Source organism: Streptococcus mitis, from assembly GCF_002860865.1.
GTDB classification, from domain to species: domain Bacteria; phylum Bacillota; class Bacilli; order Lactobacillales; family Streptococcaceae; genus Streptococcus; species Streptococcus mitis_AT.
Genome location: NZ_PKIE01000002.1, coordinates 1 through 14,482, shown reverse-complemented (window position 1 = coordinate 14,482; position 14,482 = coordinate 1). Strand labels below are relative to the sequence as shown.

Below are 14,482 nucleotides of genomic sequence, written 5' to 3'. Positions count from 1 at the left end.
TGTAATTGTGAACAACGGTAGAATTTCACCTATCCCTCCTATCTGCTCGCAGCACCCGCAGACTTTCTGAAAGAAGGAGATAACCTACTTATCCGTTGCTATGATTATACTAAAGTTTCTACTTTTTTGCAAATAGATTTTTAAGTTTTTTTCCAATGGTCTGGAGTAGAGTCGGAAGTTTCACGACCTTGTCGTTTCCTAATTTTTCCCGAGCGATTTTGAGGATAGCCCCAGAGTCTTTTGAGGCAAAGAGGAATTTACCTTGATCGGTAAAGACTTCAAAGTGACGGCTGATTTTACGTCCACTTACGTTGGCTCCGATTTGCTGAATGCTGGACCAGGGGATTTGGATATATTGTTCGACATTGACATCAGGATAAAACTCTAAGGCTTGATCCCCAACTAGAAATTTTCCAACTTTTCCAGAGATAGAGAGGTAAGATGTTCCAGTGGTTTGGAGGTCAATGGCTTGATTGAGTGATTGGGCCATGATTAATCTTCCTTACTTTCACCGAAAAAGGCATGATAGAGAGCCTTGATAGCTGCTTTTTCTTGCTCTTTATTGACAACAAACATGATGGAAACTTCACTTGAACCTTGGGACATCATCTGGATGTTGATTTTATTCTCAGACAAAGCACGTGTTGCAGTAGCAGTTACCCCGATATGGCTCTTCATCTTTTCTCCGACAATCATAATGATGGAAAGGTCATGTTCGATTTCAGCATGGTCCACTTCAGCCTTTTGAACGAGTTGACGTAGAATTTCTTCTTCTTTGATAGGAGTCAATTCACGGGAGCGGAGGATGATTGAAAGATCGTCTATACCTGTAGGCATGTGTTCCCAACCGATATTGAGGTCCTCAAGGATTTGAAGAACCTTGCGACCAAACCCTACTTCACGGTTCATGAGGTATTTTGACATGTTGATGCTGACGAATCCTGAGTCACCCGCAATCCCGACTACTGGGAATTTATCACTACTGTGTTCTAAAACAATGCGTGTTCCTGGGTGGTCAGGGTTGTTGGTATTCTTGATGACAAGAGGAATTTTTCCGCGGTAAGCAGGAAGAAGGGCCTCGTCATGAAGGACTGAAAATCCAGCGTAAGCCAACTCACGCATTTCACGGTAGGTTAATTCAGGAATGGAGTGAGGTTGGTGGATAATACCAGGATGGGCAGCAAAGATACCATCTACGTCTGTAAAGTTCTCATAGAGATCAGCCTTAACACCTGCTGCAATGATAGAACCTGTGATATCTGAACCACCACGTGAAAAAGTACAGATTTGATTTTCCTTAGTCACACCAAAGAAACCAGGGATGACAAGAACTTCGGTGCTATCAGCCAAGCCTTCAATCTTGTCATAACTAGATGGAATGATACGTGCATTTCCTGGTTCACTTGTGACAACAATCCCAGCTTCTCTTGGGTGAACATAGCGTGCATCGATGCCGTTTTGGTTAAAGTAGGCTGCAATCAATTTGGCATTGTTATTTTCTCCAGCAGCTAGGAAGGTATCATAGAGAAATTCATTGTCCTCTATAGGAAGAGTTGCCAAGGCCCGAATACTTTTAGAGATTTTTTCTAAAACAGCAGGTTTTAACCCTAGTTCACTGACCATAGCGGCATAACGATCAATGATCCAGCTTTGACTAGCACTGATGTCATTACCAGCCACATAGTCGCGATAGTATTTAATCAAGGCATCAGTTACCTTAGTATCTTCAGCATTGCGTTTGCCGGGTGCAGAAACGACGACAAAACGGCGCTCTTTATCGCTTTTAACGATGTTTAAAACTTTTTCTAATTGACTAGCAGAGGCAAGAGAGCTACCTCCAAATTTAACAACTTTCATAAGAACTCCTAAAGTAAGTATTTTATACGATTATAGCAGAAAGAAAGCCTTTTTTCAATGAAGAAAATAAGATGCTTTCTAGGATAAAGCGAGTCTTCTTAATCGGCCGAGACACTTTCAGCCGATTTTTTCTTGTTTTCGAGTTTTAAAAAAGATATACTTTGAAAATAAAATAATTTAATACTCAATGAAAATCAAAGAGCAAACTAGGAAGCTAGCCGTAGACTGCTCAAAGCACTGCTTTGAGGTTGTGGATAGAACTGACGAAGTCAGTAACCATACCTACGGCAAGGCGAAGCTGACGTGGTTTGAAGAGATTTTCGAAGAGTATAAACTGCTTATAAAATAAAAAGGAGTTCAGATGGAACACATTATTTATCAGCTTGAAGAGGATTTGGCAATCCTTACCTTAAACCGTCCTGAGGTTGCGAATGGCTTTCACATCCCCATGTGTGAGGAGATTTTAGAAGCGCTGACTCTGGCGGAAGAGAATCTAGCTGTGCATTTTATCTTGATTAATGCCAATGGAAAAGTTTTCTCAGTTGGGGGAGATTTGGTAGAGATGAAGCGAGCAGTGGATGAGGATGATATTCCATCATTGACGAAAATCGCAGAATTGGTCAATACTATTTCCTATAAAATCAAGCAAATAGGCAAACCTGTCTTGATGGAGGTTGATGGGGCTGTTGCAGGTGCCGCAGCAAATATGGCTGTTGCTGCAGATTTCTGTCTGGCAACGGATAAGGCTAAATTTATCCAAGCCTTTGTTGGAGTTGGCTTGGCTCCGGATGCAGGAGGAATTCATCTCTTGAGTCGAAGTATTGGTGTGACGCGTGCTGCTCAATTAGCCATGACAGGTGAGGCTTTGTCCGCAGAAAAAGCTCTGGAGTGGGGTCTTGTTTATCGGGTCTCTGAAGCTGATAAACTTGAAAAGACGAGAGAACAGCTTCTTAAAAAATTAAGACGTGGTTCAAGCAATTCCTATGCTGCCATTAAGAAGTTGGTGTGGGAGAGTCAATTTAAAGACTGGCAGGATTATGCTGCTTTAGAATTGAACCTACAGGAATCTTTGGCTCAAACAGAGGATTTCAAAGAGGGAGTTCGGGCTCATTCGGAGAGAAGGCGACCTAAATTTACTGGAAAATAAGAAAATACTTGCACTGTTCTTTGAAGTTTGATATAATTTTTTTGTCAAATGTTTTGATTGTGAAAGTTTTTTGAAAAGGAGGGAAAAGAGATTGGACTACCAACGAATTAATGAATATTTAACATCTATATTTAACAATGTCCTCGTCATCGAGGAAGTTAGCTTGAGGGGTAGTCGTTTCAAGGATATCTCCATCAAAGAAGTACATACAATCGATGTAATTGGAAAATTCCCAGATGTGACGCCAAGTCAAGTGTCAAAAGAGTTGATGGTGACTCTTGGGACGGTTACGACGAGTCTGAATAATCTTGAACGAAAGGGTTACATTGAACGTATTCGCTCAGAGCAGGATCGACGTGTGGTGCATCTGCATTTGACAAAGAAGGGTCGCTTGGTTCATAGGCTACATAAACGCTTCCACAAGGCCATGGTTGAAAAAATCATTGATGGTATGAGTAAGCAAGAAATTGATGTTATGAGCAAAGGGTTGACCAATCTTTATCAATTTTTGGAGGATTTGAAATAATGGCTTTTGCAAAAATAAGCCAGGTTGCTCATTATGTGCCAGAGCAAGTGGTTACAAATCATGATTTAGCTCAGATTATGGATACCAATGATGAGTGGATTTCAAGTCGGACGGGAATACGACAAAGGCATATTTCAAGAACAGAATCTACTAGTGATTTGGCTACAGAGGTTGCTAAGAAACTGATGGCAAAATCTGGAATTGCAGGAGAGGAGTTGGATTTTATCATCCTAGCTACCATTACTCCAGATTCGATGATGCCCTCTACGGCTGCTCGTGTCCAAGCTAATATTGGTGCTAATAAGGCATTTGCTTTTGACCTAACAGCTGCCTGCAGTGGATTTGTATTTGCTCTTTCAACTGCTGAAAAGTTTATCGCTTCTGGTCGCTTTCAAAAAGGCTTGGTGATTGGTAGTGAAACCCTCTCTAAAGCAGTCGATTGGTCGGACCGATCAACAGCTGTTTTGTTTGGAGATGGTGCTGGTGGCGTCTTGTTAGAAGCTAGCGATAAGCAACATTTCCTAGCGGAGAGTCTCAATAGCGATGGAAGTCGCAGCGAGTGTCTAACTTATGGACATTCAGGCCTGCATTCTCCGTTTTCAGATCAAGAAAGTGTAAATTCATTTTTGAAGATGGATGGACGCGCAGTCTTTGATTTTGCTATTCGGGACGTAGCCAAGTCTATCAAGCAGACTATTGATGAATCTCCTATAGAGGCGACAGACTTGGATTATCTGCTACTTCATCAGGCTAATGACCGTATCTTGGATAAAATGGCTAGAAAAATTGGTGTCGATCGAGACAAGCTTCCAGCCAATATGATGGAATATGGCAATACCAGTGCAGCAAGTATCCCGATTTTACTTTCAGAGTGTGTAGAACAAGGTCTCATCCCTTTAGATGGTAGCCAGACTGTTTTGCTATCAGGCTTCGGTGGAGGATTGACCTGGGGCACGCTCATTCTTACAATTTAGGTAATCATGTGGTGAACACATTGTTATAAAAAAACTATTTATTTTAAAGGAGTCCTATCATGGCAGTATTTGAAAAAGTACAAGAAATTATCGTTGAAGAACTTGGAAAAGACGCATCAGAAGTAACACTTGAATCAACTTTTGATGATTTGGACGCAGATTCATTGGACTTGTTCCAAGTAATCTCAGAAATCGAAGATGCTTTTGATATCCAAATCGAAGCAGAAGATGACTTGAAAACAGTTGGTGACTTGGTTGCCTACGTTGAAGAGCAAACAAAATAAGCAGAATATAAGATAGAAGGAGTAGGGAAACCCGCTCCCTCTTGTTTAGGTAATAGTTTGATTTTCAAATTATGACAGTATCGAACTATTACGTAAGCAAGAAACGATGGAGGCACTATGAAAACGCGTATTACAGAATTATTGAACATTGATTATCCTATTTTTCAAGGAGGAATGGCTTGGGTTGCTGATGGTGATTTGGCAGGGGCTGTTTCCAAGGCTGGAGGACTAGGCATTATCGGTGGGGGAAATGCCCCGAAAGAAGTTGTCAAGGCAAATATTGACAAGATCAAATCGTTAACGGATAAACCCTTTGGTGTCAACATCATGCTCTTGTCTCCTTTTGTGGAAGATATTGTAGATCTCGTTATAGAGGAAGGTGTTAAGGTAGTGACAACAGGGGCAGGAAATCCAGGTAAATACATGGAACGCTTTCACGAAGCTGGTATTACAGTTATTCCTGTTGTACCAAGTGTTGCCCTAGCTAAACGCATGGAAAAAATCGGTGCGGATGCTGTCATTGCAGAAGGAATGGAAGCTGGGGGACATATCGGTAAATTAACAACAATGACCTTGGTGCGTCAAGTGGTGGCAGCTGTATCTATTCCTGTTATTGCTGCAGGAGGGATTGCGGATGGTGAAGGTGCTGCGGCTGGATTTATGCTAGGGGCAGAGGCTGTTCAGGTTGGAACTCGCTTTGTCGTTGCAAAAGAGTCTAATGCCCATCCAAATTATAAGGCGAAAATTTTAAAAGCTAGAGATATTGATACTACGATTTCAGCACAACACTTTGGCCATGCTGTTCGTGCGATTAAAAATCAGTTGACTCGTGATTTTGAAAAAGCTGAGAAAGATGCCTTTAAACAAGAAAATCCTGATTTGGAAATCTTTGAACAAATGGGAGCGGGCGCTCTAGCCAAAGCGGTTGTTCACGGAGATGTGGATGGTGGATCTGTTATGGCAGGTCAAATTGCAGGGCTTGTTTCCAAAGAAGAAACCGTTGAAGAAATCCTAAAAGATTTGTATTACGGAGCAGCTAAGAAAATTCAAGAAGAAGCCTCTCGTTGGGCAGGAGTTGTAAGAAATGACTAAAACGGCCTTTTTATTTGCTGGTCAAGGTGCCCAGTATCTAGGTATGGGACGGGATCTCTACGATCACTACCCTATTGTCAAAGAAACGATTGATCAAGCGAGTCAGGTACTTGGTTATGATTTGCGTTATCTCATTGATACGGAAGAAGCAAAACTTAACCAGACTCGCTATACGCAACCAGCTATTTTAGCAACTTCAGTTGCTATTTACCGATTATTGCAAGAAAAGGGCTATCAGCCTGATATGGTTGCTGGTTTGTCCCTTGGAGAATACTCTGCCTTGGTGGCTAGCGGCGCCTTGGATTTTGAAGAAGCGGTTGTTTTGGTAGCTAAGCGTGGCGTCTATATGGAAGAAGCGGCTCCTGCTGGCTCTGGCAAGATGGTAGCAGTTCTCAATACGCCAGTAGAGGTTACTGAAGAAGCCTGTCAAAAAGCTTCTGAACTTGGAGTGGTTACCCCAGCCAACTATAATACACCTGCACAAATCGTGATTGGTGGAGAAGTGGTTGCAGTTGATCGAGCTGTTGAACTCTTGCAGGAAGCAGGTGCCAAACGCTTGATTCCTCTCAAGGTTTCAGGACCTTTTCATACCGCTCTCCTTGAGCCTGCTAGCCAAAAACTAGCTGAAACTCTAGCTCAGGTAAGTTTCTCAGATTTCACTTGTCCCCTAGTCGGTAATACAGAAGCTGCAGTTATGCAAAAAGAAGACATTGCTCGACTTTTGACGCGTCAGGTCAAGGAACCAGTTCGTTTCTACGAAAGTATTGCAGTTATGCAAGAAGCAGGCGTAACCAACTTTATCGAGATTGGGCCGGGGAAAGTCTTGTCAGGCTTTGTTAAAAAGATTGATAAGACGGCTAAACTAGCTACTGTTGAAGATCAGGCTAGCCTGGAAGCTCTTCTAGGAAACTAGTAATCCATTCTCCCATAAATACAAGAGGAAACAGGAGAAAAGAATGCAACTAAAAAATAAAAATATCTTTATTACAGGTTCGAGTCGTGGAATTGGTCTTGCCATCGCCCACAAGTTTGCTCAGGTAGGAGCCAATATTGTTTTAAACAGCCGTGGGGCAATCTCAGAGGACTTGCTAGCCGAGTTTGCAAACTATGGTGTCAAGGTAGTTCCCATTTCAGGGGATGTGTCGGATTTTGCAGACGCTAAGCGTATGGTTGATCAAGCTATTGCAGAGTTGGGTTCAGTAGATGTTTTGGTCAACAATGCAGGGATTACCCAAGATACCCTTATGCACAAGATGACAGAAGCAGATTTTGAAAAAGTTCTCAAGGTTAACTTGACCGGTGCCTTTAACATGACACAATCAGTCTTGAAACCGATGATGAAAGCCAGAGAAGGTGCTATCATTAATATGTCTAGTGTTGTTGGTTTGATGGGAAATATCGGTCAAGCTAACTATGCAGCTTCTAAGGCTGGTTTGATTGGTTTTACCAAGTCTGTGGCGCGTGAAGTGGCTAATCGCAATATCAGGGTTAATGCTATTGCTCCTGGAATGATTGAGTCCGATATGACAGCTGTTCTATCAGACAAGGTAAAAGATGCCATGCTGGCGCAAATTCCTATGAAAGAATTTGGGCAGGCAGAGCAGGTTGCAGATTTAACAGTATTTTTAGCAGGCCAAGATTATCTAACTGGTCAAGTGGTTGCCATTGATGGCGGCCTCAGTATGTAGCAGAAGCTAGAGGTAAAAAAGATGAAACTAAATCGTGTAGTAGTAACAGGTTATGGAGTGACATCTCCAATCGGAAATACACCAGAAGAATTTTGGAATAGTTTGACAAGTGGAAAAATCGGAATTGGACCAATTACAAAATTTGATCACAGCAACTTTGATGTGCATAATGCGGCAGAAATCCAAGATTTTCCTTTTGATAAATACTTTGTTAAGAAAGATACCAACCGTTTTGATAACTATTCTTTGTATGCCTTGTATGCAGCCCAAGAGGCTGTCAACCATGCCAATCTGGATGTAGAGGCTCTTGACAAGGATCGTTTTGGTGTTATCGTTGCCTCTGGTATTGGTGGAATCAAGGAAATTGAAGATCAAGTGCTTCGACTCCGTGACAAAGGACCAAAACGTGTGAAACCATTGACCCTTCCAAAAGCCTTACCAAATATGGCTTCAGGAAATGTTGCTATGCGTTTTGGAGCAAACGGTGTTTGTAAATCCATCAATACTGCCTGCGCTTCATCAAATGACGCGATTGGGGATGCCTTCCGCTCAATTAAATTTGGTTTCCAAGACGTTATGTTGGTAGGTGGTTCAGAAGCCTCTATCACACCTTTTGCTATTGCTGGTTTCCAAGCCCTAACTGCTCTCTCTACTACAGAGGATCCTACTCGTGCTTCCATTCCATTTGATAAGGACCGTAACGGTTTTGTTATGGGAGAAGGTTCAGGGATGTTAGTTCTTGAAAGCCTTGAACACGCTGAAAAACGTGGGGCTACTATCCTTGCTGAAGTGGTTGGTTATGGACACACCTGTGATGCCTACCACATGACTTCTCCTCATCCAGAAGGTCAGGGAGCTATCAAGGCCATCAAATTAGCCTTGGAAGAAGCTGAGATTTCTCCAGAGCAAGTAGCCTATGTCAATGCTCACGGAACGTCAACTCCTGCTAATGAAAAAGGAGAAAGTGGTGCGATCGTGGCTGTTCTTGGTAAGGAAGTACCTGTATCATCAACCAAATCATTCACAGGACATTTACTGGGTGCTGCAGGTGCAGTAGAAGCTATCGTAACAATCGAGGCTATGAGTCATAACTTTGTGCCAATGACAGCCGGAACAAGTGAAGTATCAGATTATATTGAAGCCAATGTCGTTTATGGACAAGGCTTGGAGCAAGAAATTCCATACGCTATTTCAAATACTTTTGGTTTTGGTGGCCATAATGCAGTTCTTGCTTTCAAACGTTGGGAGAATAAATAAGTATGAATTTAAACGATATTAAAGATTTGATGGCCCAATTTGACCAGTCAAGTTTGAGAGAATTTTCTTATAAAAATGGAACGGATGAATTGCAGTTTAGCAAGAATGAAGCTAGACTTGTGCCTGAAGTTGCACCTCAAGTCGCTCCAGCAGAAACTGTAGTGGAAGAAGTTCCAGCTCCAGCTGAAGCAAGCGTGGCTGCTGAGGGAGATGTTGTAGAGAGTCCACTTGTTGGAGTGGCTTACTTGGCTGCTGGTCCAGATAAACCTGCCTTTGTAACAGTTGGTGATAGTGTTAAAAAAGGTCAAACATTGGTAATTATTGAAGCCATGAAAGTCATGAATGAAATCCCAGCTCCTAAGGATGGTGTGGTAACGGAAATTCTCGTTTCTAACGAAGAAATGGTTGAGTTTGGTAAAGGATTGGTACGTATCAAATGATCGATATTCAAGGAATCAAAGAGGCCCTTCCTCACCGTTATCCTATGCTCCTAGTAGACCGTGTGTTGGAAGTGAGCGAGGACATTATTGTTGCTATCAAAAATGTGACCATTAACGAGCCCTTCTTCAACGGTCATTTTCCTCAATACCCTGTCATGCCAGGTGTTCTGATCATGGAAGCATTGGCGCAAACAGCTGGTGTCTTGGAGTTGTCAAAACCTGAAAATAAAGGAAAACTGGTCTTTTACGCTGGTATGGACAAGGTTAAATTCAAGAAGCAAGTTGTACCAGGTGATCAATTAGTTATGACGGCAACATTTGTAAAACGTCGCGGTAGCATTGCCGTGGTTGAAGCAAAGGCTGAAGTGGATGGCAAGCTTGCAGCTAGTGGTACTCTTACCTTTGCAATAGGGAACTAAGGAGGTTCTCCATGTTTCGAAAAATTTTAATTGCCAATCGTGGTGAAATTGCGGTTCGTATTATCCGTGCGGCGCGTGAATTGGGCATTGCGACGGTGGCGGTTTATTCAACTGCTGATAAGGAAGCTCTTCATACGCTTTTGGCAGATGAAGCAGTTTGTATCGGTCCTGGCAAGGCAACAGAGTCTTATCTCAATATTAATGCGGTTCTATCAGCTGCAGTCTTGACTGAGGCAGAGGCCATTCACCCAGGTTTTGGATTTCTCAGTGAAAATTCCAAATTTGCGACCATGTGTGAAGAGGTGGGAATCAAGTTTATAGGTCCATCTGGTCATGTCATGGATATGATGGGGGATAAAATCAATGCACGTGCTCAGATGATCAAAGCAGGTGTTCCAGTCATTCCAGGTTCGGATGGAGAAGTGCATAACTCTGAGGAAGCTTTGATTGTTGCTGAAAAAATTGGCTACCCTGTTATGCTCAAGGCTTCAGCAGGTGGAGGTGGTAAAGGGATTCGTAAGGTTGAAAAACCAGAAGACCTCGTTTCAGCCTTTGAAACTGCTTCAAGTGAAGCCAAGGCCAATTATGGCAATGGTGCCATGTACATTGAACGGGTTATCTATCCAGCTCGTCACATCGAAGTTCAAATCCTAGGAGATGAACATGGACATGTGATTCACTTGGGGGAACGGGATTGTTCTCTTCAACGGAATAACCAAAAGGTTTTGGAAGAAAGTCCTTCGATTGCAATTGGCAAAACGCTACGCAATGAAATTGGTTCTGCTGCTGTTCGAGCTGCAGAGTCTGTTGGCTATGAGAATGCAGGGACAATTGAGTTTCTGCTTGATGAAGCAAGTAGTAACTTCTACTTCATGGAAATGAATACTCGTGTACAAGTAGAACATCCAGTAACAGAGTTTGTTTCAGGTGTGGATATCGTTAAGGAACAGATTCGCATTGCGGCAGGTCAGCCCCTGTCTGTTAAGCAAGAAGATATTATTCTACGCGGTCATGCCATCGAGTGTCGCATCAATGCAGAAAATCCAGCCTTTAACTTTGCTCCAAGTCCAGGTAAGATTACCAATCTCTATCTTCCAAGTGGTGGAGTTGGCTTGCGAGTGGATTCAGCAGTTTATCCAGGCTATACTATTCCGCCTTATTATGATAGTATGATTGCCAAAATCATCGTTCATGGTGAAAATCGTTTTGATGCCTTGATGAAAATGCAACGTGCCCTCTATGAATTAGAGATTGAAGGGGTGCAGACCAATGCAGATTTCCAGCTTGACCTCATTTCAGATCGCAATGTCATTGCTGGAGATTACGATACTTCCTTCTTGATGGAAACCTTCTTACCCAAATATCAAGAAAAAGAATAAAATGACTTCAAGAGTTTAAACCGAAAAGGGGAATTAATGGCTCTATTTAGTAAAAAAGATAAGTATATTCGAATCAATCCCAATCGTTCGGTTAGGGAAAAACCTCAAGCCAAGCCAGAGGTTCCAGATGAATTATTCTCCCAGTGTCCAGGCTGTAAGCATACCATTTATCAGAAGGATCTGGGAAGTGAGCGTATCTGTCCACATTGTAGCTATACCTTTCGTATTTCTGCCCAAGAACGCTTGGCTTTGACGATTGATATGGGAACCTTCAAGGAATTGTTTACAGGGATTGAAAGCAAGGATCCCTTACATTTCCCTGGTTATCAAAAGAAACTAGCAACTATGCGTGAAAAAACAGGTTTGGATGAAGCCGTTGTGACAGGAACTGCTCTTATTAAAGGTCAGACTGTGGCTCTTGGGATAATGGATTCTAACTTTATCATGGCTTCTATGGGTACGGTTGTAGGTGAAAAAATCACTCGTTTGTTTGAGTATGCGACTGTCGAAAAATTGCCAGTTGTCCTATTCACAGCCTCTGGTGGAGCCCGTATGCAGGAAGGAATCATGAGTCTCATGCAGATGGCCAAGATTTCTGCAGCGGTTAAACGCCATTCAAATGCAGGCCTCTTTTACCTGACCATTTTGACAGATCCAACGACAGGTGGTGTGACAGCTTCTTTCGCTATGGAAGGCGATATCATTCTGGCCGAACCACAAAGTTTGGTTGGTTTTGCTGGGCGTCGTGTGATTGAAAACACGGTTCGTGAAAGCTTGCCAGAGGATTTCCAAAAGGCAGAATTCCTATTGGAACATGGCTTTGTGGATGCTATCGTTAAAAGAAGAGATTTGCCAGATACGATTGCTAGCCTAGTCAGATTGCACGGAGGGAGTCCTAGATGAATATTGCAAAAATAGTCAGAGAAGCGCGTGAGCAGAGTCGCTTGACAACCTTAGACTTTGCGACAGGCATTTTTGATGACTTTATCCAATTACATGGTGACCGTTCTTTTCGAGATGATGGTGCAGTTGTTGGTGGTATCGGATGGCTTGGAGACCAAGCTGTAACAGTGGTTGGTATCCAAAAAGGCAAGAGTTTACAAGATAACCTCAAGCGGAATTTTGGTCAACCACATCCAGAAGGCTACCGCAAGGCCCTACGTTTGATGAAACAGGCTGAAAAGTTTGGTCGTCCAGTTGTGACCTTTATCAATACTGCAGGTGCCTATCCTGGTGTCGGCGCGGAAGAACGTGGACAGGGAGAAGCTATCGCTCGCAATCTCATGGAAATGAGTGACCTGAAAGTTCCGATTATCGCCATCATTATAGGTGAAGGTGGTTCAGGTGGGGCTCTGGCTCTAGCAGTCGCAGACCGTGTTTGGATGCTGGAAAATTCTATCTATGCCATTCTCAGCCCAGAAGGCTTTGCTTCCATTCTATGGAAGGACGGAACTCGTGCCATGGAAGCAGCAGAGTTGATGAAAATCACTTCACATGAATTGCTAGAAATGAACGTGGTGGACAAGGTGATTTCTGAAGCAGGACTTTCTAGTAAAGAACTGATTAAGAGTGTTAAAAAAGAACTCCAAACTGAACTAGCTTTACTTTCACAAAAACTGCTAGAAGAGTTGTTGGAAGAACGTTACCAACGATTTAGAAAATACTAATACCTCAGAATACATAAAAACTAGAACTGGCAGTCAGTTCTAGTTTTTATGTGCTTCTTAATCTGTGCAGAGAGGAAAGTCAAAAAGTGCTTGGAAGACCAAACACCTTTTTGATTATTCATTTTCTTCAGTTACAAATTGACTAAGCAGTCCGTTGATAAAGCGGGCTGATTTTTGATCTGAAAAATTCTTGGCAAGTTCAATAGCTTCATTGACTGCTACCAGCTGAGGTGTATCAAATGATGTAATTTCAAAGATACCCAAGCGTAGTAAGTTTTTTTCGACCAAGGTCAAGCGTTCAACTGTCCAGCCTGACTTGAGGTGCTGGTTGATTTGTTTATCCAACTCGTCTTTTTGAGCTTGAACACCAGAAACCAAGTTCAGAAGAAAGGCAGGGATTTGCACATCTGCATCTTCACGGTCATGTGTGTAGGCAAAGTGACAAGCTGTCTCCATATCTGTGCCGAATTCAAGGCTCATAAGAGCTTGAAAAGCACATTTACGAAGTTCGCGTCTAGATTCTAATAATGGACTAGTCATTGAGGAAGTCCTCGTTAAATAGATCTTTCAACTCTGGTTTAGGTGTTTTGTCTGGAACAATTCCTGTAACATGGATATTGACAGCAGCAAGTTCCACATCAGCCATATCATGGACAGCATCTTTGACCGCTTTTTGAATAGCAAGAGCAACTTTTGGTACTTTCACACCGTACTCAAGATAGAGGTAGATGTCAGCAGTTAGTTCTTCGTTGCTTTCTTTTAAGTAGACGCCACGACCAAGAGAGAGTTTTGATAGGGTATCAGATACGGATTTATTTGAAAATGAATGGACACCATCAACTTTAGCAGTTGCGATGGCAATGATTTTTTCAAGTACACGTGGAGCGATAACGATTTCGCCAAATTGTTCTTCAGTTCCCATAGAATGACCTCTTTCTAGAGATTAGGCACGAGAAACGTAAGTTCCTTCTGCAGTGTTGATGATCAATTTTTGTCCAGCTTCGATGAAGTCAGGAACGTTGACAACAAGTCCAGTTTCCATAGTTGCTGGTTTACCAGAACCTGTAACAGTAGCACCCTTGATAGATGGTTGTGTTTCAGCAACTGTCAATTCAACAGTAGTTGGTACAGTTACACCGATTACTTCAGTTCCGTAGAATTGGATTTTTACATCTGAGTTTTCAAGGATGTAAAGCAATTCATTTTCAACGTTTACGACTGGGATTTCGTATTGGTCATAAGTTTCAGTGTTCATGAAGTAGGCAGTTTCATCCATTTTGTACAAGTATTGAGCTGGAACAGTTTCGATAATAGCTTGTTCGAATTTTTCTTCTGGACGGTAGCTTGTATCAAATGTAGAACCAGTACGGACATCACGCAATTTCATACGCATGATCGTGTTTCCTTTACCTGGTTTGTGGTGGCTAGCTTCCAAAACGCGGATTAATTTTCCGTCTGCAGTTTCAAATGTCATACCAGCTTTCAATTTGCTTGCTTCAATCATGTTTTTACCTCTTTAATAAATATTATTACTCTTCATTTTACCATAAAATCTTCTGGAAATAAAGCCAAAATAGTTATTGGGAGATGGTAGGGGAGAAAAAAACCAACCTCAGGGCCAATGTCATTAAGTTAAGAAATTCAAATACAATTCTGTATTTGGGTTTCTTTTTTATGTGATAAACTTATAGTTAAGGAGGGATTTCCCATGATAAAACAAATAAAAGCCCACTTGAATAATAGTATTCAGAG

At 42.1% G+C, this 14,482-nt stretch carries 18 protein-coding genes; 13 read left to right on the top strand and 5 right to left on the bottom strand.

All coding sequences use genetic code 11. The features are described from left to right. Positions 1–118: 118 nt before the first annotated feature. Positions 119–490, bottom strand: a complete 372-nt coding sequence (locus CYK18_RS04480; RefSeq protein ID WP_084849908.1) for a DUF956 family protein — start codon at positions 488–490, stop codon at positions 119–121. Positions 491–492: 2 nt separating this feature from the next. Further along, complete coding sequence (locus tag CYK18_RS04475; RefSeq protein ID WP_101785335.1) at positions 493–1,857, bottom strand: aspartate kinase; 1,365 nt, start codon at positions 1,855–1,857, stop codon at positions 493–495. Positions 1,858–2,218: 361 nt separating this feature from the next. On the opposite strand from CYK18_RS04475, the gene CYK18_RS04465 reads away from it, so the two are divergent. From CYK18_RS04465 to CYK18_RS04405, 13 genes are all read left to right on the top strand, one after another. Further along, positions 2,219–3,004, top strand: coding sequence for an enoyl-CoA hydratase (locus CYK18_RS04465; RefSeq protein WP_101785331.1), 786 nt, complete (start codon positions 2,219–2,221; stop codon positions 3,002–3,004). Between the two features lie 91 nt (positions 3,005–3,095). Next, positions 3,096–3,530 (top strand): fatty acid biosynthesis transcriptional regulator FabT, encoded by a 435-nt coding sequence (fabT, locus tag CYK18_RS04460; protein WP_049521263.1) that lies wholly within the window; start codon positions 3,096–3,098, stop codon positions 3,528–3,530. Further along, positions 3,530–4,504: a beta-ketoacyl-ACP synthase III gene (locus CYK18_RS04455; RefSeq protein ID WP_101785329.1), complete on the top strand. Its 975-nt coding sequence runs from the start codon at positions 3,530–3,532 to the stop codon at positions 4,502–4,504. Before fabT ends, CYK18_RS04455 begins: the two co-directional genes overlap by 1 nt. Before the next feature lie 59 nt (positions 4,505–4,563). Further along, the gene (locus tag CYK18_RS04450) at positions 4,564–4,788 is read left to right on the top strand and encodes an acyl carrier protein (RefSeq protein ID WP_000257838.1); all 225 of its coding nucleotides are present in this window, start codon (positions 4,564–4,566) and stop codon (positions 4,786–4,788) included. Between the two features lie 117 nt (positions 4,789–4,905). Further along, positions 4,906–5,880 carry an enoyl-[acyl-carrier-protein] reductase FabK gene (gene fabK / locus CYK18_RS04445; protein ID WP_023945583.1) on the top strand — a complete coding sequence of 325 codons (975 nt, stop codon included), beginning with the start codon at positions 4,906–4,908 and terminating at the stop codon, positions 5,878–5,880. Beyond that, positions 5,873–6,793, top strand: coding sequence for an ACP S-malonyltransferase (fabD, locus tag CYK18_RS04440; RefSeq protein ID WP_101785327.1), 921 nt, complete (start codon positions 5,873–5,875; stop codon positions 6,791–6,793). Before fabK ends, fabD begins: the two co-directional genes overlap by 8 nt. 43 nt (positions 6,794–6,836) lie before the next feature. After that, the gene (gene fabG / locus CYK18_RS04435) at positions 6,837–7,568 is read left to right on the top strand and encodes a 3-oxoacyl-[acyl-carrier-protein] reductase (RefSeq protein ID WP_101785325.1); all 732 of its coding nucleotides are present in this window, start codon (positions 6,837–6,839) and stop codon (positions 7,566–7,568) included. Positions 7,569–7,589: 21 nt separating this feature from the next. Beyond that, positions 7,590–8,825: a beta-ketoacyl-ACP synthase II gene (gene fabF, locus CYK18_RS04430; RefSeq protein ID WP_101785323.1), complete on the top strand. Its 1,236-nt coding sequence runs from the start codon at positions 7,590–7,592 to the stop codon at positions 8,823–8,825. Between the two features lie 2 nt (positions 8,826–8,827). Further along, a complete protein-coding gene (accB, locus tag CYK18_RS04425; protein ID WP_101785321.1) occupies positions 8,828–9,265 on the top strand; it encodes an acetyl-CoA carboxylase biotin carboxyl carrier protein in 438 nt (145 codons plus the stop codon). Next, positions 9,262–9,684, top strand: coding sequence for a 3-hydroxyacyl-ACP dehydratase FabZ (gene fabZ, locus CYK18_RS04420; protein WP_101785319.1), 423 nt, complete (start codon positions 9,262–9,264; stop codon positions 9,682–9,684). Before accB ends, fabZ begins: the two co-directional genes overlap by 4 nt. Before the next feature lie 11 nt (positions 9,685–9,695). Further along, positions 9,696–11,063 carry an acetyl-CoA carboxylase biotin carboxylase subunit gene (gene accC, locus CYK18_RS04415; protein WP_101785317.1) on the top strand — a complete coding sequence of 456 codons (1,368 nt, stop codon included), beginning with the start codon at positions 9,696–9,698 and terminating at the stop codon, positions 11,061–11,063. A 36-nt stretch (positions 11,064–11,099) separates the two neighbouring features. Beyond that, the gene (accD, locus tag CYK18_RS04410; protein ID WP_020902990.1) at positions 11,100–11,966 is read left to right on the top strand and encodes an acetyl-CoA carboxylase, carboxyltransferase subunit beta; all 867 of its coding nucleotides are present in this window, start codon (positions 11,100–11,102) and stop codon (positions 11,964–11,966) included. Next, a complete protein-coding gene (locus CYK18_RS04405; RefSeq protein ID WP_023945571.1) occupies positions 11,963–12,730 on the top strand; it encodes an acetyl-CoA carboxylase carboxyl transferase subunit alpha in 768 nt (255 codons plus the stop codon). The genes accD and CYK18_RS04405 overlap by 4 nt, the downstream gene beginning before the upstream one ends. Positions 12,731–12,844: 114 nt before the next feature. Here CYK18_RS04405 and nusB read toward each other — a convergent pair whose 3' ends face one another. Genes nusB through efp form a run of 3 tightly spaced genes read right to left on the bottom strand, consistent with a single transcriptional unit; the run spans position 12,845 to position 14,234 of the window. Continuing rightward, positions 12,845–13,270: a transcription antitermination factor NusB gene (gene nusB, locus CYK18_RS04400; RefSeq protein ID WP_000203638.1), complete on the bottom strand. Its 426-nt coding sequence runs from the start codon at positions 13,268–13,270 to the stop codon at positions 12,845–12,847. Continuing rightward, positions 13,263–13,652: an Asp23/Gls24 family envelope stress response protein gene (locus CYK18_RS04395; RefSeq protein WP_000536306.1), complete on the bottom strand. Its 390-nt coding sequence runs from the start codon at positions 13,650–13,652 to the stop codon at positions 13,263–13,265. Before CYK18_RS04395 ends, nusB begins: the two co-directional genes overlap by 8 nt. Positions 13,653–13,673: 21 nt before the next feature. Continuing rightward, complete coding sequence (gene efp / locus CYK18_RS04390) at positions 13,674–14,234, bottom strand: elongation factor P (protein ID WP_000568643.1); 561 nt, start codon at positions 14,232–14,234, stop codon at positions 13,674–13,676. Positions 14,235–14,482 lie beyond the last annotated feature (248 nt).